Annotated in this window: 15 protein-coding genes; 3 read left to right on the top strand and 12 right to left on the bottom strand. The window is 59.6% G+C overall.

The genetic code is table 11. The features are described 5' to 3' along the window. Positions 1–34: 34 nt before the first annotated feature. Both AVCG78_RS13240 and AVCG78_RS13235 read right to left on the bottom strand, forming a co-directional pair. Positions 35–1,315 (bottom strand): CynX/NimT family MFS transporter, encoded by a 1,281-nt coding sequence (locus AVCG78_RS13240; protein ID WP_071584931.1) that lies wholly within the window; start codon positions 1,313–1,315, stop codon positions 35–37. Further along, positions 1,312–2,007, bottom strand: coding sequence for a FadR/GntR family transcriptional regulator (locus AVCG78_RS13235; RefSeq protein WP_071204799.1), 696 nt, complete (start codon positions 2,005–2,007; stop codon positions 1,312–1,314). Before AVCG78_RS13235 ends, AVCG78_RS13240 begins: the two co-directional genes overlap by 4 nt. A gap of 192 nt (positions 2,008–2,199) precedes the next feature. Between AVCG78_RS13235 and AVCG78_RS13230 the strand changes: the two genes are divergently transcribed. Further along, positions 2,200–3,057 (top strand): DMT family transporter, encoded by an 858-nt coding sequence (locus AVCG78_RS13230; protein WP_156582954.1) that lies wholly within the window; start codon positions 2,200–2,202, stop codon positions 3,055–3,057. A gap of 3 nt (positions 3,058–3,060) precedes the next feature. Here AVCG78_RS13230 and AVCG78_RS13225 read toward each other — a convergent pair whose 3' ends face one another. The 10 genes from AVCG78_RS13225 to chvE all read right to left on the bottom strand — a co-directional run bounded on the left by AVCG78_RS13225 (position 3,061) and on the right by chvE (position 14,833). Then, positions 3,061–3,423 (bottom strand): YbaN family protein, encoded by a 363-nt coding sequence (locus AVCG78_RS13225; protein ID WP_071204798.1) that lies wholly within the window; start codon positions 3,421–3,423, stop codon positions 3,061–3,063. Positions 3,424–3,554: 131 nt separating this feature from the next. Then, on the bottom strand, positions 3,555–4,202 hold the full coding sequence (locus AVCG78_RS13220) for a 2-dehydro-3-deoxy-6-phosphogalactonate aldolase (protein WP_015917238.1): 648 nt from the start codon (positions 4,200–4,202) through the stop codon (positions 3,555–3,557). A gap of 15 nt (positions 4,203–4,217) precedes the next feature. After that, positions 4,218–5,159, bottom strand: coding sequence for a 2-dehydro-3-deoxygalactonokinase (locus AVCG78_RS13215; RefSeq protein WP_071204797.1), 942 nt, complete (start codon positions 5,157–5,159; stop codon positions 4,218–4,220). A 15-nt stretch (positions 5,160–5,174) separates the two neighbouring features. Further along, positions 5,175–6,689, bottom strand: coding sequence for an aldehyde dehydrogenase (NADP(+)) (locus tag AVCG78_RS13210; protein ID WP_071584929.1), 1,515 nt, complete (start codon positions 6,687–6,689; stop codon positions 5,175–5,177). Between the two features lie 168 nt (positions 6,690–6,857). Continuing rightward, on the bottom strand, positions 6,858–7,805 hold the full coding sequence (locus tag AVCG78_RS13205; RefSeq protein ID WP_156582946.1) for a Gfo/Idh/MocA family protein: 948 nt from the start codon (positions 7,803–7,805) through the stop codon (positions 6,858–6,860). Positions 7,806–7,878: 73 nt separating this feature from the next. Beyond that, on the bottom strand, positions 7,879–9,624 hold the full coding sequence (gene araD / locus AVCG78_RS13200) for an L-arabinonate dehydratase (protein WP_156582944.1): 1,746 nt from the start codon (positions 9,622–9,624) through the stop codon (positions 7,879–7,881). Between the two features lie 192 nt (positions 9,625–9,816). Beyond that, positions 9,817–10,782, bottom strand: coding sequence for an AraD1 family protein (araD1, locus tag AVCG78_RS13195; RefSeq protein ID WP_071204793.1), 966 nt, complete (start codon positions 10,780–10,782; stop codon positions 9,817–9,819). 177 nt (positions 10,783–10,959) lie between these two features. Beyond that, positions 10,960–12,159 (bottom strand): multiple monosaccharide ABC transporter permease, encoded by a 1,200-nt coding sequence (gene mmsB, locus AVCG78_RS13190; protein WP_071204792.1) that lies wholly within the window; start codon positions 12,157–12,159, stop codon positions 10,960–10,962. Continuing rightward, the gene (mmsA, locus tag AVCG78_RS13185; RefSeq protein WP_071204791.1) at positions 12,159–13,694 is read right to left on the bottom strand and encodes a multiple monosaccharide ABC transporter ATP-binding protein; all 1,536 of its coding nucleotides are present in this window, start codon (positions 13,692–13,694) and stop codon (positions 12,159–12,161) included. The genes mmsB and mmsA overlap by 1 nt, the downstream gene beginning before the upstream one ends. 125 nt (positions 13,695–13,819) lie before the next feature. Beyond that, positions 13,820–14,833, bottom strand: coding sequence for a multiple monosaccharide ABC transporter substrate-binding protein (gene chvE, locus AVCG78_RS13180; protein ID WP_156536035.1), 1,014 nt, complete (start codon positions 14,831–14,833; stop codon positions 13,820–13,822). Between the two features lie 277 nt (positions 14,834–15,110). Here chvE and AVCG78_RS13175 point away from each other — a divergent pair, with 277 nt between their 5' ends. Beyond that, on the top strand, positions 15,111–16,043 hold the full coding sequence (locus AVCG78_RS13175; protein ID WP_071204790.1) for a LysR family transcriptional regulator: 933 nt from the start codon (positions 15,111–15,113) through the stop codon (positions 16,041–16,043). A 304-nt stretch (positions 16,044–16,347) separates the two neighbouring features. After that, entirely contained in the window at positions 16,348–17,919 is a 1,572-nt protein-coding gene (locus AVCG78_RS13170; protein WP_071204813.1) for a Re/Si-specific NAD(P)(+) transhydrogenase subunit alpha, read from the top strand. Positions 17,920–17,923 lie beyond the last annotated feature (4 nt).

Below are 17,923 nucleotides of genomic sequence, written 5' to 3'. Positions count from 1 at the left end.
GGTCCTTTTACTCTTCCGATTTAACCATTTGGTGTCAATGAGGTTTTTTGTCGATCACCACATCGACCCGCAGATCGCGGCCTGCCCGCCAGCCATTCCAGGCCGCGCCAAGGCCGAGCGCGACAAACAGCAGCGCGGCCCAGGCGAAACTGCCTGTGAAGCCACGGATCAGCCCGACCAGCAGCGGGCCAATGGCGGCCAGGCAATAGCCGACGCATTGCGCCATGCCGGAGAGATGGGCGGCAATCTGCGGGCTGCCAGAGCGCAGCACGATGGCGGTCATGGCCAGTGCAATCAGGCCGCCCTGACCGATGCCTTGCAGAACGGCCCAGATCCACAGGCTGGAAAGCGGTGCAAACAACAGGCCGATCAGTGCGATGACCGCGAGAATGGCTACAGTGGCATTGACGAGGCTTTGGTTCCTGCCCCGAACGGCAAGCTGCGGCGCGACAATACAGGCCGCCGCCTGCACCATGACCGAGACCGAGACGACCGCGCCTGCCGTTACCCCATCCAGCCCGCGTTCCCGCAGGATCGGCACCAGCCAACCGAACACACAATAGGCCAGCGCCGATTGTAACCCGGTATAAAGCGTCACGTTCCAGGCCAGCCGGTCGCGCCACAGGCCTTTAACCTCGGCCTTGAACCCTGGCCTTGCAGCATGGGCGGAAAAGGCCTGCGGTAGAAACAGCAGGAACACCACGGCAGCCGGAAGCGCCCAGGCGGCTAGGCCGATAGCCAGCGAGCCGCCGCTGGCCGCCTCGATCGGCAGGGTTAGCCCGGCAGCCGCCGCCGCGCCGCCACAGAGCGCCATGGTGTAAAAGCCGGTCATCAACGCGGCCCGATCAGGGAAATCGCGCTTCACCAGACCCGGCAGCAGCACATTTCCGACCGCAATGCAGGCACCGGCAAGCGCTGTGCCGAAAAACAGGGCGGGAAGGCTGGAAAAGCCGCGCAAGGCGGTGCCGATGGCCAGAAACGCCATGACGGCCAACAGGGTCTTTTCCGCGCCGTAGCGGTCGCCAAGTCTGGGCGCCAGGGGTGAGAAGACCCCAAGGCAAACCACCGGCAAGGTGGTGAGCAGGCTGGCACCCAGCACGGAGAGACCCAATTGATCGCGTATTTCCGGCAGCAGTGTCGAGGCGCTGGAAAACAACGGGCGCAGGTTGAAGGCAATCAACACGAGGCTGATGCCCAGAACGATGCGCGACAGAGGCGACCGGCCTGATGCCTGCGGCGGGAGAGGGGCGTCTTCGGCCTGCGCATCAATCAGCAATTCGTCGCCAAGATCAAGCTTGGGATGGGCATTCGTCATCGGTTAAGGCTTTCAGTGGAGGCAATGTCATCGAGAAAGATAAGCACCGGCTGCATGAAGGCGCGCACCGCACTGTCTGCTTGGCCTGGATCGCCGCTGGCAATGGCATCGACAATGGCGCGGTGGGCGTCAAGGTCCGGTTCCGGCAGCAGGCCGCCGGTGGTCGCCTCAATGGTCTGGGTAATCGAGCGGGTGAAAAACTCGTAAAGCTCCAGCATGGCGGCGTTTTCCGATGCGGCGATCACCGCCCGGTGAAAGGCCAGATCGCGAGCGATAAAAGCGTTACGGTCGGGATCAGCACCGGAATGGCCACGCTGATCCAGCAGGGCGTGTAATTGCCTGATGGTGGCCGGTCTCGCCCTGATGGCGGCCAGCCTTGCCCCCTCGACATCCAGTGCCAGCCGGGCCTCCAGCCGGTCGCGCAGGCTGGTGCGGCGGGCAAGGTCCAGCGGTTCGGGGGTGATGCGGTCTTTGATCACATAGGTGCCGGAGCCCTGGCGGGTTTCCAGTAGGCCCTGCGCCACCAGCACCCGTACAGCTTCGCGGATCGTCCCGCGGCTGACATGCAGCGCTTCAGACAGGCTTTGCTCATTGGGCAATTTTTCGCCGATCCGCCACGTCCCACGGCCTAGGGCGGTTCGAATGCGTTCGGCGGCCCCATCGGCCAGATTGGTTTTTTGCACGGGTCTCATTTGATAATTGATAAAGTCATCCGATGACTTTATCAATTGTTGTCGCGTACTTATTTCAGCGGATCTGTATGGGCGGTTCGCTCCGCGCATGATAGGGACGGCTAATTCGCTCATTCTTTATCAAGGCCTACAGTCGTGATCCGTTCGCTCCTCGCCAATTTTCAAACCTCTCGTGCCACCGGTCCGGCCATCATGCTGGCGGGGATGCTGATGTTTGCGCTAAACGATGCCATGGCCAAGGCGCTTGTCGCCCATTACGGTCTAGGGCAGGTCGTGGTGCTGCGCAGCGTCGCGGCGCTGCTGATCCTGCTGCCTTTTATCGTTCGCGGCGGGCTTTCTCCGATCCTCAGCGTTGAGCGGCCCTGGATGCAGCTGGCGCGGGTGACGTGTTCGACGGTGGAAATCATCGGCTTCTACTACGCCGTCAGCTATCTGCCGCTCGCCGATGTGATGACCTATTGGTTGGCCGCGCCGATCTACGTGGCTGCCTGCGCGCCGTTTCTGCTGGGAGAAAAGCTTGGCTGGCGGCGTATCACCGCCATCGTGGTGGGTTTTATCGGTGTGATCATCACGCTGGAACCATCGCGGGCGATGTTTTCGGTACCGGCGCTGATTTCCATTATCGGCAGTGCTGCCTTTGCTTTCATGATGCTGTCAGGCCGTTCGCTACGGGCTACGCCGGATAAGCTGCTGGTGCTGTTCCAGGTGACGGCGGCGCTGGTTGGAGGACTGTTTTTCGCGCCCTTCGACTGGGTCGAGATCGGCTCCCTCACCGATATCGTCATGCTGGGCCTGCTCGGCATCGTTGCCATGGCGGCACATATGCTGGTCAACCGGGCGCTGAAAATATCCGATGCCGCAGCGGTGGCACCCTTGCAATATACGCTTTTGCTCTGGGCAGTGCTGTTCGGCTGGCTGTTTTTCGGGGATGTACCCCGCACCGGCATGGTGATCGGCGCAGCCCTGATTATCGGCTCCGGCTTGTTCATCTTCTTCCGTGAGCGACATTTGAACAAGACCGACTGCGTGCTGCCGGCGGTGCCGGAATAGAGGTTATTGTTTGGGCTCTGGCCGGCTGACGACGAAAGCTGCTGAGCAGATAAGGATGACCCCAGTACCAACCCGCACGAAAAGCGGCGCTGAGGAAAAGAACCACATCACAACAAAACTCAGGCCCATTGCCAGGACAGCGGCGATTTTAGCACGTGTCGAGATTGCGCCCTGGCGGCGCCAGTCCAGCAGCGGTTGGCCGAAACGCGGATGATCGAGTAGCCATTGCTCAAAGCGCGGCGAGGAGCGGGCAAACAGGGCTGCGGCGAGGATGATGAACGGTGTGGTTGGTAGCACCGGCAGGAAAATGCCGACAATGCCGAGCGCGACGAAAAACCAGCCCAAGCCCAGCAATATCAGCCGCATGTGTATTCCCTCAAACCAGATCCTATCCATGATACAGGATTTTTTGGGTATGTACTCCATGGGCGGATAGATCGATCTCTCTATCTGCCAGCGCATGGTGACGTCAACGCTGGCAGACAGCGGATAAAACCCTATGCCTTATGGGCAGCAACGGCGGCATCATAGGCAGCGACCAGCGTTGCGGCGCGCTCCTTGACCACATCGGCCTTGTCGCCGGGCTTGTAGAGGCTGGTACCGATGCCGAAGGCACGAACGCCCGCCTTCAGATAGTCGCCGAAATTGTTTTCGCCAACGCCGCCGACGGCACCGATTGGGAAATTGGCGGGCAAAATGGCCTTGATGGCATTGATGCCGCTTGGTCCCAGCACGCTGGCGGGGAAGAATTTGATCGCCGAGGCACCGGCCTTGATGGCGGCCAGCGCTTCTGTCGGGGTAAAGGCGCCGGGCATCGACACCATGCCCAGCCGGGCGGCCTGGCCAATGACTGCCGGGTCGGTGTTCGGTGTCACCAGAAGGTTGCCGCCAACACTATGCAATTGTTCGACCGAACCGGCATCCAGTACGGTTCCCGCGCCGATCAGCACACCATCAGGCGCACGCTTGCGGGCTTTTTCGATGGAAATGAACGGATCGGGCGAATTCAGCGGTACTTCGATGGCCTCGAAGCCCTGTTCCAGAAGCACATCGACAACGCTTTCGATGTCCTCGGGACCGATGCCGCGCAGGATGGCGACCAGTTCGCGCTTCAACTGCGGCCATGGGGTATGGGTGGTGGTCATGATCTGGTCCTAACGTCAGTTTTGAAGAATGGCCTTGGCGGCGGCAAACAGACCGTCGCGCACCAGGGCGCTGCCGTCAAGAATGCTGGCACTGCCGTCCGCCAGGGTGATCGCCTTGGCATAGAGCGCCGAGAGCGCTTTCGAGCCGACGATATGCACGGTCTTGCCGGAACGGACCCACTCGCGCATGCCCGCGATTTCCGCGCCGATCAGCAGGCCGGAGAGCCGGCTGGCCGCCTCGTTGGCTCCAGGCGATGAAAGCAGACCGGCGGCACGGATCGAAAACAGGCTGGTGGTCAGGGTGAAATTTTCGCCCAGTGCTTCGCTGACTGCATCGGCAAACACCGTCTGGTCGGTTTCTGCCGGGGCTTGCTGGATCGACAAGCGCAGGATCGATTGTTTGGCAATCAGGTCAAACAATTCGCCGGTCATGACGGTGCGAAATCGCTGCACCACGCCGTTTTCCAAATAAACCCATTTGCAATGGGTGCCGGGCATGCAGATCACGCCCGAAGCCATGCCGCCCGCCACAACGCCAGCGAGTTGGGTTTCTTCGCCACGCATCACATCGAAAGGGCCAGTCTTGATCTGGCAGAGGCCGGGCAGAATATAAACCGGGCGCGATGCTTTCGGGCTGACGCTATGGTGATGAAGACCGGACAGCGAAGCGGGGGTTTCGACATAGGGCGCTTCCAGCCAACCGGCGCGAGCGCCCGCCATGCCGGCGATCACCACCGGAAGATCCAGAGGCGCTGACAGCGCCTCCAGATGTTCTTCCAACACGGCTGCAAACCGGTTGTCCGCCGCGCAGGCCGACATGCCGTCGGCAGACTGGCGCTCGCCGAGCACATTGCCCGCGCCATCCACCAGCCAGAGGCGGAAATTGCTGGTGCCCCAATCGGCAAGCCCAACGAAGGGCTGGCCGATCTCTGCACCCGTTTCGGTTATGTCAGCCATGCTGTTCGTCCGCGCTTATTGCAGGTCTTCCGGCAGCAGGGCGACCGGAATGTTCTGATAGCTGACCGGACGCAGGAAGCGACGGATCGCCATCGTACCGACAGAGGTTGCGCCGAAATTGGTGGTGGCCGGATAAGGCCCGCCATGCACCATGGCATCGCAAACCTCGACACCAGTCGGGAAACCGTTGGCCAGCACGCGGCCAGACTTGCGTTCCAGGATTGGCAGCAGCTTGCGCGCGATCTGCGCGTCGGCGTCGTCCATTTGCAGTGTCGTGGTCAACTGGCCGACCAGGCTTTCTGCAATGCCAACCATTTCATCTTCGTCCTTGACAGTGACGAACACACCGAGCGGACCGAAGACTTCCTCGCTCAACACATGGTTTGCCAGCCAGTTTTCACCTGTCGTGGCAAACAGATAGGGCTTGGCATTGCGCAGGTCGCAGGTGGAGGTCAGCACGGACTGGACGCCCGAGGTTTCCTCGATGCGCTTGGCACCTTCGCGGTAGGCATTGGCAATGCCATCGGTCAGCATGGTCTGGGCATTGGCGGCAGCCAGCGCGGTCTTGGCGGCTTCCAGGAAGGCGTCGGCCTCAGGGCCTGCCTTGATGATGGCGATGCCGGGATTGGTGCAGAACTGGCCAGCGCCCATGGTGAGCGAACCCGCCCAACCCTTGGCAATGGCCTCGCCACGGGCCGAGACGGCGGCGGGCAGCAGGAACATCGGATTGACCGATCCCAATTCGCCGAAGAATGGAATGGGCTCATCACGGCGCACGCAGAGATCAAACAGCGCGCGGCCACCGCGCAGCGAGCCGGTAAAGCCGACGGCGCGGGTCAACGGATGCAGGCAGATGGCTTCGCCGGTTTCGCGGTTGCCGCCCTGGACCAGCGAGAAGGTGCCGGGATGGACGCCGGTGCTCTTGATGGCGGCGTGGATCGCCTGGGCGACGATTTCCGCAGTACCCGGATGGGCTTCATGACCCTTGACGACAACAGGGCAACCGGCGGCCAGCGCCGAGGCGGTGTCGCCGCCAGCGGTGGAGAAAGCCAGCGGGAAATTCGACGCGCCGAACACGCCCACCGGGCCGATGGGCCGCTGCATCAGGCGAATGTCGGGACGGGGCAGGGGCTGGCGTTCCGGCAGGGCGGCATCATGGCGGCGGTCGAGATAATCGCCCTTTCGGATATGGTCGGCAAACAACCGCAGCTGACCGGTGGTGCGGCCACGCTCGCCGATCAGGCGGGCTTCCGGCAGGCCGGTTTCCTGGGTGCCGATCTTGGTGATTTCATCGCCGCGTGCATCGATTTCCTCGGCGATGGCTTCCAGAAACTTGGCGCGCTCTTCACGGGAGGAATAGCCATAGCTGGCAAAGGCCTGTTCGGCGGCTTTCATGGCGCGGTCGACCAGAGCGGCGGAGCCCAGGAAGAATGTATGGCTCTCGCCCGAAGCAGGGCTGGAGGTGAAGGTTCCCGTACCTTCAACCCATTCGCCGGCAATCAGGTGTTTTCCGGTGAGGTTCAGCGTCATGGAGCAGTCCTTTCAAAAGTGTCGTTCGGCAGGCGGACGGCAATTAACCGGTCGTGCTGCTATTTGCCCTGGATGCGCCGACGTCGGAACTTTGTCGCATCGTTTGCTTGGGCATTCGGCTTGGAGGGCGGAATCGACTGACGTCGATCCCGTCCGATAAAACTGGTCTTACTCGACGAAGGCTTCCACTTCATGACGCTCCGCCGTCAGAAAGGCGTCGGCAACCAGCCGAAGTGGCTGGAAATCGACGTCGCTTTTGCGGCTGCGCACCAGTTCGGCAAAACGCGTGTAGATGCGGGCATATTCCCGGTCGGGGCCTTCGACGGTCAGTGTCTCATTTATATAGAGTTCCGCGCCGCCTTTTGCGAGCCTCAGCGTGCCCTGATCCGTCTCGACGACGATATCCCAGGTCTGCGGACCTTCCTGGCGCCAGTCGAACTCGGCCTTGATCGGCGCACCGGCTGCGCTGCGCATCGCAAGGCTTGCGGCAATCGGCTGCTGGCGATTGGCGGGGAAGGACAAGGCGGCTTTTTCAACGATGGTCTGGCCTGGAATGATCGCGGTCAAGATCGACAGCGCGTTGATGCCCGGATCGAACACGCCGAAACCGCCAGCCTCCCAGATCCATGCCTGTCCGGGATGCCAGCGACGGACATCTTCCTTCCAGGTGATCTCAATCCGGGTGATGGTCTTGTCCAAGAGCCATTGGCGGGCCGGTTCAACGCCATTGGCAAAGCGGGAATGCCAGGTGGCAAACAGGGTGACGCCCGCGTCACGCGCCAATTCGGCCAGCGCCTGGGCTTCGCCGATGGTTGCCGCAGGCGGCTTTTCCATCAGCACGTCTAGGCCGCTGGCAATCGCCTTCTTGGCCATGGCGAAGCGGACATCGGGTGGGGTGCACAGCGCGATGGCGCGGATATCCTGGCGGGTCTCCAGAAACACGTCGAAATTTTCGAAATTCTCGGCGCTGTCGATCTTGCCATTGCGGCTGATGGCGGCGGCGATCACGAAGTCACTGCCGTTTTCGCAGGACGGAATATGCTGGTCGCGGGCAATCTTGCCGACGCCGGCCAGCGCCAGGGCAATCCTGGTTCCGGTGTTTTCAGAAGAGGTCATGACCTGTTCCCTGTCTCGTCATTGAATGGTGTCAAGCGCGCCTTTGGGGCGCGCTTGACGGGAGAGAGATGGATCAATGCGCGTCCTTGCCAACGGCGGCACCACGGCAGCCCTTGAGGAAGTCGAAGTCGGCGCCGGTATCGGCACCCTCCACGTGATCGTGGAACAGGCGGGCATAGCCGCTGGCTGGCGGCTCAACATTCGGACGCCAATTGGCCAGGCGGCGCTGCATTTCCTCGTCGGAAATATCCAGATGCACCCGGCGTGCCTCGACATCGATCTCGATGAAGTCGCCATTCTTGACGATGGCGAGTGGGCCGCCACGGGCGGCTTCCGGTGATGTGTGCAGCAGCACGGTACCGTATGCGGTGCCGGACATGCGGGCATCGGAAATGCGCACCATGTCGGTAATGCCCTTGCGCAGCACCTTGGGCGGCAGGCCCATATTGCCGACCTCGGCCATGCCTGGATAGCCACGCGGACCACAGTTCTTCATCACCATCACGCAGGTTTCGTCAATGTCGAGGGCCTCGTCATTGATCTTGGCCTTGTAATCGTCAATGTCTTCGAACACCACGGCGCGGCCGCGATGCTTCATCAGATGCGCGGAGGCCGCCGATGGCTTCAGCACGCAGCCCTTCGGGGCCAGGTTTCCACGCAGCACGGCGATGCCGCCCTGCTGGGTCAGCGCCTTGTCGAACGGACGGATGACGTCTTCGTTCCAGTTGCGGACATCCTTGACTTCGTCCCACAGCGTCTCGCCGGAAACGGTCAGCGCGTCCTTATGCAGCTTGCCGGCTTCCGCCAGCATCTTGATGACCACCGGCAGACCACCGGCATAGAAGAACTCTTCCATCAGATACTCGCCCGATGGCATCAGGTTGACGATGGTCGGGATATCGCGGCCACAGCGGTCCCAGTCATCCAGCGTCAGGTCGATGCCACAGCGACCGGCCATGGCCAGAAGATGCACGACCGCATTGGTGGAACCGCCGATGGCACCATTGATACGGATGGCGTTTTCAAAGGCTTCCTTGGTCATGATGTCGGATGGTTTCAGGTCGTCCTTGACCATTTGCACAATCCGGCGACCCGAAAGCTGCGCCATCACCCGGCGGCGGCTGTCCACGGCGGGAATGGCGGCATTGCCGGACAAGGCCATGCCGAGCGATTCCACCATAGACGCCATGGTCGAGGCTGTGCCCATGGTGTTGCAGGTGCCGCTGGAGCGTGACATCGAGGCTTCGGCCTCCATGAATTCTTCCTGGGTCATCTCGCCTGCCTTGACGGCTTCCGAGAATTTCCACAGATGCGTGCCGGAGCCGACGCGCTCGCCGCGGAAATAGCCGTTCAGCATCGGCCCGCCGGTAACGACGATGGAGGGAATGTCGGTGGAGGCGGCAGCCATCACCAGCGATGGTGTGGTCTTGTCGCAGCCGACCAGCAGCACGGCGCCATCAATCGGCTGGCCGCGCATGGCTTCCTCGACGGCCAGCGCCGCCAAGTTGCGATACATCATCGCGGTCGGACGGAAGGTGTTTTCAGACGCCGAGAACACCGGCACTTCGACCGGAAAACCACCGGCTTCCCAGATGCCGGCCTTCACCTTTTCGGCCAGCTCGCGCAGATGGCCGTTGCAGGGGGTGAGGTCCGACCAGGTGTTGAGAACACCGATGACCGGACGGCCATCGAACAGGTCATGCGGATACCCCTGGTTCTTCATCCAGCCGCGATGGTAGATCGTATCGCGTGAGTTGCCGCCGTACCATTCCTGCGACCTCAGTTTGCGAGGCCAAGCTTTTGGTGTAAAACCACTCATGGCGTTTCTATCCCGTGTTTCGTTCAGTTTTCGCGGCTAGAGTCTGTCAGGTTCAGATTGAACCAGACAGACTCTAGCTTCTCTTGTTTTCGTTTGTCTTTTCGGGAAAACCGGTTTCCACTTTTCCCTGACAAACTCTAGAGCACCGCTGTTTGATTCATTCAGGCAATGTCGATGCCGGATAGACCGGAATCAAAGCGTCTTGACGGCAAAGGGCGTTTCCGCCGCCACCACCAGCGGGTTTTGCAGCGGCAGGCCGAACTGGCTGGCGCTGACTTCGAACACGTCGCCGGGAACGGTCTTGAAGCCATCGGCAAAGGACAGCGTCGCAGTGCCGAACATATGCACATGCAGGTCGCCCGGCTGGCAGAACAACCCGTATTTGAAATGGTGATATTCCAGATTGGCGATGGTGTGGGACATGTTGTCCTCACCCGACAGGAAGGGCTTTTCCCAGACCGTCTTGCCATCCCGCAGGATCTTCGATGCGCCGGTGACGTTGGCCGGAAGATCGCCGATCAGCAGTTCCGGGCCGAAAGAGGCGGGGCGCAGCTTGGAATGGGCAAGATAGAGATAGTTGATCTTCTCGGTCACATGGTCGGAAAATTCGTTGGCGAGCGAAAAGCCGAGACGAACCGGTGTGCCGTCGTTATCGATAACATAAAAGCCCGCGATTTCCGGTTCTTCGCCGCCATCAAGCGCAAAGGACGGCGATTCCAACCCGTCGCCCGGCGCAATCGCATTGACGCCGGTGCCTTTGTAGAACCATTCCGGCTGAACGCCCCATTCACCAGCCTTTGGCTTGCCGCCTTCAAGGCCCATGCGGAACATTTTCATCGAATCGCTCATGCCTGCCGTGTCGGCATGCATATTGTCACGGGCCGATGCTGAACCGGTATGGGTAAGGCCAGTGCCGGTCAGGAACATATGGGCGGCATCGGGGTGACGCACCGGGCAATCCAGCTTGCCACTGGCAGCAAGGGCTGCGAGATCGACGGTATCGCCTGCGCCTTGTTTGGCGATCAGGTCGGCAATGGACGTCTTGGCCGCAATTGCTGCCTTGGCGAGATCGTAGGTGGAGGAAAATCCTGGCACGAGGCGCGCGGTTTCACCCTGCCGGCAGATCACTCCGCCAGCCTTCAACTGTGAAAGATACATTGTTCAGTGTCCTTGGAACATTTCATGGAGCGTTTCATATGGCAACGGAGGCGTTGAAACGGTCTCTGGTTTTACTCTCATGCAATCGGCAGGAACGCCGCTTCACATTATTCCCGGGATTGCTGCACGTCGTGGGGTTCGGGCCGGAAGCAGGTGCGTGCTTCCGGCCCAAAAGTGTCAGGCTGCTTTATTTTTGTTATAGACGTCGAAGAACACGGCGGCGAGCAGCACCAGGCCCTTGACCATCTGCTGGAAGTCGATGCCGAGACCGATGATCGACATGCCGTTGTTCATCACGCCCATGATGAAGGCACCGATGACAGCACCGGTGATCTTGCCGACGCCGCCTGAGGCCGATGCGCCGCCAATGAAGCAGGCTGCAATCACGTCAAGCTCGAAGCCGCTGCCAGCCTTCGGCGTTGCGGAATTGAGGCGCGCCGCGACGATCATGCCGGCGAGGCCCGCCAGAACGCCCATGTTGACGAAGGTCAGGAAGCTCAGCCGCTCGGTATTGATACCCGACAGCTTGGTGGCCTTTTCATTGCCGCCCATGGCGTAGATCCGGCGACCAATGGTGGTGCGGCGGGTGACGAAGGAATAGAGCATGATCAGCACGAGCATGACGACCAGAACGTTCGGCATGCCGCGATAGGTTGACAGCAGATAGCCGAGCAGCAAGACAGCGCCTGAGACGATCAGGTTCTGTGCTACGAAGAAGCCGAACGGCTCGACATCGATGCCGTGGGCGACATTGACCTGCCGACGACGCCAGGCGAGTACGAACAGAGCGACAGCACCGATCACGGTCAGGATAATCGATGTCGAATGGATTTCACCCATGTCGAACAGATCCGGCAGGAAGCCGGTGCTGATCAGCTGGAATTCCTTGGGGAAAGGACCGATGTTACGGCCACCGAGCACGAACAGGGTCAGGCCACGAAACACCAGCATCCCAGCCAGCGTGACAATGAAGGACGGAATGCGGTGATAGGCGACCCAATAGCCTTGCGCCGCACCGATCACACCGCCAATCACCAAACAGATCAAAACCGTTGGCAGGAAGCCAAGGCCCCATTGCACGGTCAGGATGGCGGCGATGGCGCCGATGAAGCCGACGATCGAGCCGACCGACAGATCGATATGTCCGGCAACGATCACCAGCAGCATGCCAAGCGCCATGATGATGATGAAGGAGTTCTGCAAAACCAGATTGGTCAGGTTGACCGGCTTGAAGAGAATGCCGCCCGTGTAGAACTGGAAAAACACCATGATGGCGACGAGCGCGATCAACATGCCATATTCGCGGATATTGGCGCGAATATAGGAGGCGACCGACACCACGTTCTGTTCTTCCGTGGAAGGGTTGACGGAACTCATTATTTCTTCTCCCCTGAGCGCATGATAGCGCGCATGATGCTTTCCTGGCTTGCCTCTTCTTTCGAGAGCTCGGCCACCATGCGTCCTTCATTCATGACGTAGATGCGATCGCAGGTGCCAAGCAGTTCGGGCATTTCCGATGAAATCATCAGAACGCCTTTTCCGTCGGCTGCAAGCTGGTTGATGATGCTGTAGATTTCGTATTTCGCGCCAACGTCGATACCACGGGTCGGTTCATCGAGAATGAGAACTTCCGGGTTGGAAAACAGCCATTTCGACAAAACCACCTTCTGCTGGTTGCCGCCCGATAGATTGACAGTTTCCTGGTAGATGCCGTGTGAGCGGATGCGCAGCTTCGAGCGATAATCGGTGGCGATCTTGATTTCCCTGATATCGTTGATGACGGTGGCCTTGGATACCCCGGGCAGATTGGCAAGCGTGGTATTGTGCAGGATCGTCTCGGCCAGAACCAGACCGAGATGCTTGCGGTCCTCGGTGACATAGGCGAGGCCCGCGTCGATGGCCTTGCGCACGGTCGAGACATCGACCGGCTTGCCGTCGATCAGAACATCGCCGCTGATCTTATGGCCATAGGATTTGCCAAACACGCTCATGGCGAATTCGGTTCGTCCAGCGCCCATCAGCCCGGCAATGCCGACGACTTCGCCGCGTTTCACTGACACATTGATGTCGTGCAGAACCTGACGTTCCCGGTGCTGATGGTGGAAGGCGTTCCAGTTTTTAACCTCAAGAACGGTTTCGCCAATCGGCACGTCGCGTGGCGGGTAGCGGTCTTCGAGATCGCGGCCGACCATGTTGCGGATGATGACGTCTTCGCTGACTTCTTCCTCATGACAGTTCAATGTCTTGACCGTCATGCCGTCGCGCAGCACGGTGATCTGGTCGGCCACCTTGCGCACTTCGTTCAGCTTATGGGTGATGATGATCGAGGTGATGCCCTGTTCGCGGAACTCGATCAGCAGATTGAGAAGCGCATCGCTGTCGGTTTCGTTGAGCGAGGCAGTCGGTTCATCGAGGATCAAAAGCTTGACGCTTTTTGACAAAGCCTTGGCAATTTCCGCCAGCTGCTGCTTGCCGACGCCGATATCCGTCACCAGCGTTGATGGCTGCTCCTTCAAGCCAACCTTGGCGAGGAGCTTCTTGGTGCGGCTGAAGGTTTCTTCCCAGCTGATGACGCCATTGCTGGCAATCTCATTGCCAAGGAAGATGTTTTCGGCAATCGACAGCTGCGGAACCAAAGCCAGTTCCTGGTGGATGATGATAATGCCGATTTCTTCGCTATTCTTGATCACCTTGAAATTGCGCACTTCGCCATCATAGACGATGTCGCCATCATAGGTTCCTGCGGGGTAAACGCCGGAGAGAACTTTCATCAGGGTGGATTTTCCGGCCCCGTTCTCTCCCACCAATGCATGGATTTCACCACGGCGAACCTTGAGGTTCACATTCTCAAGCGCTTTCACGCCCGGGAACGTCTTGGTGATGTTCCGCATTTCGAGGATGGTATTTTCCATAATATCGTTCCAGAGCCACGGCCGTCCAAATCCACAATAGGTCAAATCCACAGTAGAAATGCGCAGGCGGGCGACAATAAAAAGGAAGCCGGAACTTTTGCTTGAAAAGTTCCGGCCGCTTTTTGTTACTTCAGCTGGTCGGCCTTGTAGTAGCCGCCTTCAACCAGGACCTTTTCGTAGTTGGTCTTGGTCACAGCAACAGGCTTCAGCAGGTAAGCCGGAACCACCTTGACGCCGTTGTCGTAGGTCTTGGTGTCGTTGACTTCAGGCGTCTTGCCTTCCATCAGCGCGTTGACCATGGAAACGGTCACCTTGGCGAGATCGCGGGTGTCCTTGAAGATCGTCGAATACTGCTCACCGGCAATGATCGACTTGACCGAAGGCACTTCAGCATCCTGACCGGAGATGAATGGCAGCGGCTGGTCCTTGGAACCATAGCCAACGCCCTTCAGCGAGGAAATGATGCCGATGGAGATACCGTCATAAGGAGACAGAACGGCATTGACCTTGGCGTCGGTGTAATAGGCCGACAGCAGGTTATCCATACGGGCCTGGGCAACGGCACCATCCCAACGCAGCGTACCGACCTTGTCCATGCCGGTCTGGCCGGACTTCACGACGAGCTTGCCGCTGTCGATGTAAGGCTGGAGAACCGACATTGCGCCATTGTAGAAGAAGAAGGCGTTGTTGTCGTCAGGCGAGCCGCCGAACAGCTCGATGTTGAACGGACCTTTGCCGTCCTTGAGGCCGAGGCCGTCAACCAGCGTGCCAGCCTGCAAGACGCCGACCTGGAAGTTGTCGAAGGTTGCGTAGTAATCGACATTGGCGCTGTCGCGGATCAGGCGGTCATAGGCAATGACCTTGATGCCCGCGTCATGGGCCTGCTTCAGCACGTCGGACAGTGTCGTGCCGTCGATGGCGGCGACGACCAGAACCTTGGCGCCCTTGGTGACCATGTTCTCGATCTGCGAGAGCTGGTTCGGGATATCGTCGTCAGCATACTGAAGGTCGGTGGTGTAACCGGCTTCCTTGAGCTGCTTGACGATGTTGTTGCCGTCATCGATCCAGCGGGCCGAAGACTTTGTTGGCATGGCAATGCCAACCGTGCCCTTGTCGGCTGCAAACACAGACGACGACATGACGGCTGCGCCCAAAGCGATGGACGCAAAAAGTTTTACGAGTGTCTTCACGAGGAACCTCCCTTGGTTTCCATATAAATCCGCTACATGATCTGGCGCGTAATCCGTTTCCGGTCTGGCACGTCATGCAGAAGCGGCCCCAGCTCCTTCTGTTCGCCGCAAAGAATCTGGCAGGCTTTATAAGCACTACACGATCCATGGTGAACTCTTATCCGTCCCGATATGTCATTCAAATGATTTATTTGACATTCCCCATATCAATCTTGATATACGCTGTATGAATAATACACCGGCAAACCGGCTCCAGCCGAAGCATTTCACCTTGATCAAGGCGATTGGCGATCTTGGACAGTTGAGCCTTGCCGCAGGCCAGGTCTCGATGACCCAGCCTGCGGCATCGCGCATGCTGGCCGAAATTGAGCGGATCGTCGGCGCGGCGGTGTTTCTGCGCACGCCCAAGGGCATGGAGGCGACAGAAGTGGGGGCGGCGCTGGTGCGACGCTCGGAAATCCTGCTTCAGGAAATGCGCGAGGCGATGCGCGAGGTGGACGCGATCAAGCGCGGCGCATCCGGCACCGTCAGTGTCGGGGCGGTGACGGGTGGGGCGCTCGGCTATATCGTTCCAGCCATCAGCACCCTGAAGACAGAGGCCCGCACCGCCGATATCTACGTTGATGTGGCACCGAGCGGTACGCTGATCTCCAATCTCGTTTCGGGACAGTTCGATTTTGTGCTGGGGCGGATCCCTGTTGGTGTCGATGCCCGTCAATTCCATATTCGTCATGCCCGCACCGAGGAAGTGGACCTGATCGTCCACCAGAGCCATCCCCTGGCCAATGCGGCCGATCTACGCATGACCGACCTGCTGCACTTTCCCTGGGTGATGCAGGGGCCTGGCGCGCCGGTGCGCCAGGCCGTTGAAAACGCCTTCATCGATGCGGGAACCACGCTGCCGGTGGATGTCGTCAACACCACGTCGCTGCTGGTGATGATTGCGATGATTGCCGCGTCCAATGCGATCACGCCACTGTCGCGGGAGGTTTCCGACCTGCTCTGTCGCCAGACAACCGGGGCTGGGCTGTGCCGCCTGAAGATCCGCAGACCGATTATCGTCTTGCCCTACCATTTGATCAGTATGAAAAACCGCCATATGTCAACGCTCGCCGCCCGCCTTCAGGATCTCGTCCTTCAGGAATTCATCACGCGCTGAGGCCTGTGCTTTTCTGGTATCTGGTTGCCTGTGAGGAGGATCGTTTTGGAGCAGCTCTCACGTTTGCACGGGGTGGCGGTTGTACACAGACCGGCCAAGCACTGGTGGTTTTGCCAGTTTGTCGGCAAAGCCGTGTTTATCGATAGTCGAACGTACCGAAAGCGTTAACAAAGGCTTGTTTTGCAATCGCGACCTCCCTTAAATGCCGCAGGCATGAGGTCATCATGTCACGGGGACGGGGGCGCGCGGAGGCTATAAGCTGGTGCGGTTCCCTCGTATCGAGGGTCAGGAGGTTTCCATGAGTTTGACAATAGGCTCACCAAAAGAATTATATGCTGGCGAAGCGCGCGTTGCGATGACGCCCGACAGCGCACAACAATTGCAAAAACTGGGCTATGCCTGCCTGATCGAGACGGGTGCTGGCAAGGCGGCGGGTTTTTCCGACGATGCCTACCGCAAGGCTGGTGTCACGGTCGCCGATAGCGCAGACGCGCTGTACGCGCAGGCGGATGTGATTGCCAAGGTGCGTCCGCCAGAATCCTCTGAAGTGGAAAAGCTCGCGCCCGGCAAAACCCTGATCTCCTTCTTTTATCCCGCGCAAAATACGGCGCTGCTGGAAGAAGCCAAGGCCAAGGGCGCCAACGTCATCGCCATGGATATGGTGCCGCGCATCTCGCGCGCCCAGAAGATGGATGCGCTGTCCTCCATGGCCAATATCGCCGGTTATCGCGCCGTCATTGAGGCGGGCAATAATTTTGGCCGGTTCTTCACCGGCCAGGTCACGGCAGCGGGTAAGGTTCCGCCGGCCAAGGTGCTGATCATCGGTGCCGGTGTGGCTGGTCTTGCGGCCATCGGTACGGCAACGTCGCTCGGTGCAATCGTCTATGCGTTCGATGTTCGCCCTGAAGTGGCCGAGCAGATCGAGAGCATGGGCGCGCAATTCGTCTATCTCGAATTCGAAGCCAGCCAGGATGGGGCCGCGACCGGTGGTTATGCTGCACCGTCCTCGCCGGAATTCCGCGAAAAGCAATTGGCGAAGTTCCGCGAACTGGCCCCCGATATCGATATCGTCATCACCACAGCGCTGATCCCCGGTCGGGATGCACCAAAGCTGTGGCTGGCCGATATGGTGGCCTCCATGAAGCCCGGCTCTGTCATTATCGATCTGGCGGCTGAACGCGGCGGCAATTGCGATCTGACCGTGGCCGACCAGCGGGTGGTGTCCGACAATGGCGTTATTGTCATTGGCTATACCGATTTCCCCAGCCGGATGGCGGCGCAATCCTCGACGCTGTATTCCACCAACATCCGCCATATGATGACGGATCTGACACCGGCCAAGGATGGCAAGCTCGTCCATAACATGGAAGACGACGTTATCAGGGGCGCGACCGTGACCTTTGAAGGCGCGATCACCTATCCGCCACCGCCGCCCAAGGTGCAGGCGATTGCCGCCGCCAAGCCGAAGGAGAAGGTCAAGGAACTGACCCATGATGAAAAGCGGGCCAAGGAAGCTGCCGAGTTCAAGGCGCAGACTGCCAATCAGGTCAAGCTGCTGGCGATTGGCACGGCGGTGATGCTGTTGGTGGGTGCGTTTGCCCCTGTCAGCTTCATGAGCCATTTCATTGTGTTCGTTCTGGCCTGCTTCATTGGTTTCCAGGTGATCTGGGGTGTCAGCCATTCGCTGCACACGCCGCTGATGGCCCTGACCAATGCGATTTCCGGCATCGTCATTCTGGGCGCATTGCTCCAGATCGGCTCCGGCAATTGGCTGGTGGTGACACTGGCTGCACTGTCCGTGCTGATTGCGACGATCAATATCGTCGGCGGCTTCCTTGTGACACGGCGTATGCTCGCCATGTTCCAGAAGTCCTGAGGGG

It is taken from the genome of Gillisella vitis, assembly GCF_021559775.1.
Taxonomy (GTDB): Bacteria; Pseudomonadota; Alphaproteobacteria; order Rhizobiales; family Rhizobiaceae; genus Allorhizobium; species Allorhizobium ampelinum.
Note: the sequence above shows the minus strand (reverse complement) of the source record. Positions and strands in the feature narration are given on the sequence as shown.

Coding starts and splice junctions, on each gene's coding strand:
- AVCG78_RS13240 (WP_071584931.1), bottom strand. CDS start 1,315: ATGACGAATGCCCATCCCAAGCTTGATCTTGGCGACGAATTGCTGATT.
- AVCG78_RS13235 (WP_071204799.1), bottom strand. CDS start 2,007: ATGAGACCCGTGCAAAAAACCAATCTGGCCGATGGGGCCGCCGAACGC.
- AVCG78_RS13230 (WP_156582954.1), top strand. CDS start 2,200: ATGCTGGCGGGGATGCTGATGTTTGCGCTAAACGATGCCATGGCCAAG.
- AVCG78_RS13225 (WP_071204798.1), bottom strand. CDS start 3,423: ATGCGGCTGATATTGCTGGGCTTGGGCTGGTTTTTCGTCGCGCTCGGC.
- AVCG78_RS13220 (WP_015917238.1), bottom strand. CDS start 4,202: ATGACCACCACCCATACCCCATGGCCGCAGTTGAAGCGCGAACTGGTC.
- AVCG78_RS13215 (WP_071204797.1), bottom strand. CDS start 5,159: ATGGCTGACATAACCGAAACGGGTGCAGAGATCGGCCAGCCCTTCGTT.
- AVCG78_RS13210 (WP_071584929.1), bottom strand. CDS start 6,689: ATGACGCTGAACCTCACCGGAAAACACCTGATTGCCGGCGAATGGGTT.
- AVCG78_RS13205 (WP_156582946.1), bottom strand. CDS start 7,805: ATGACCTCTTCTGAAAACACCGGAACCAGGATTGCCCTGGCGCTGGCC.
- araD (WP_156582944.1), bottom strand. CDS start 9,624: ATGAGTGGTTTTACACCAAAAGCTTGGCCTCGCAAACTGAGGTCGCAG.
- araD1 (WP_071204793.1), bottom strand. CDS start 10,782: ATGTATCTTTCACAGTTGAAGGCTGGCGGAGTGATCTGCCGGCAGGGT.
- mmsB (WP_071204792.1), bottom strand. CDS start 12,159: ATGAGTTCCGTCAACCCTTCCACGGAAGAACAGAACGTGGTGTCGGTC.
- mmsA (WP_071204791.1), bottom strand. CDS start 13,694: ATGGAAAATACCATCCTCGAAATGCGGAACATCACCAAGACGTTCCCG.
- chvE (WP_156536035.1), bottom strand. CDS start 14,833: ATGTCGTCGTCTGTGTTTGCAGCCGACAAGGGCACGGTTGGCATTGCC.
- AVCG78_RS13175 (WP_071204790.1), top strand. CDS start 15,111: ATGAATAATACACCGGCAAACCGGCTCCAGCCGAAGCATTTCACCTTG.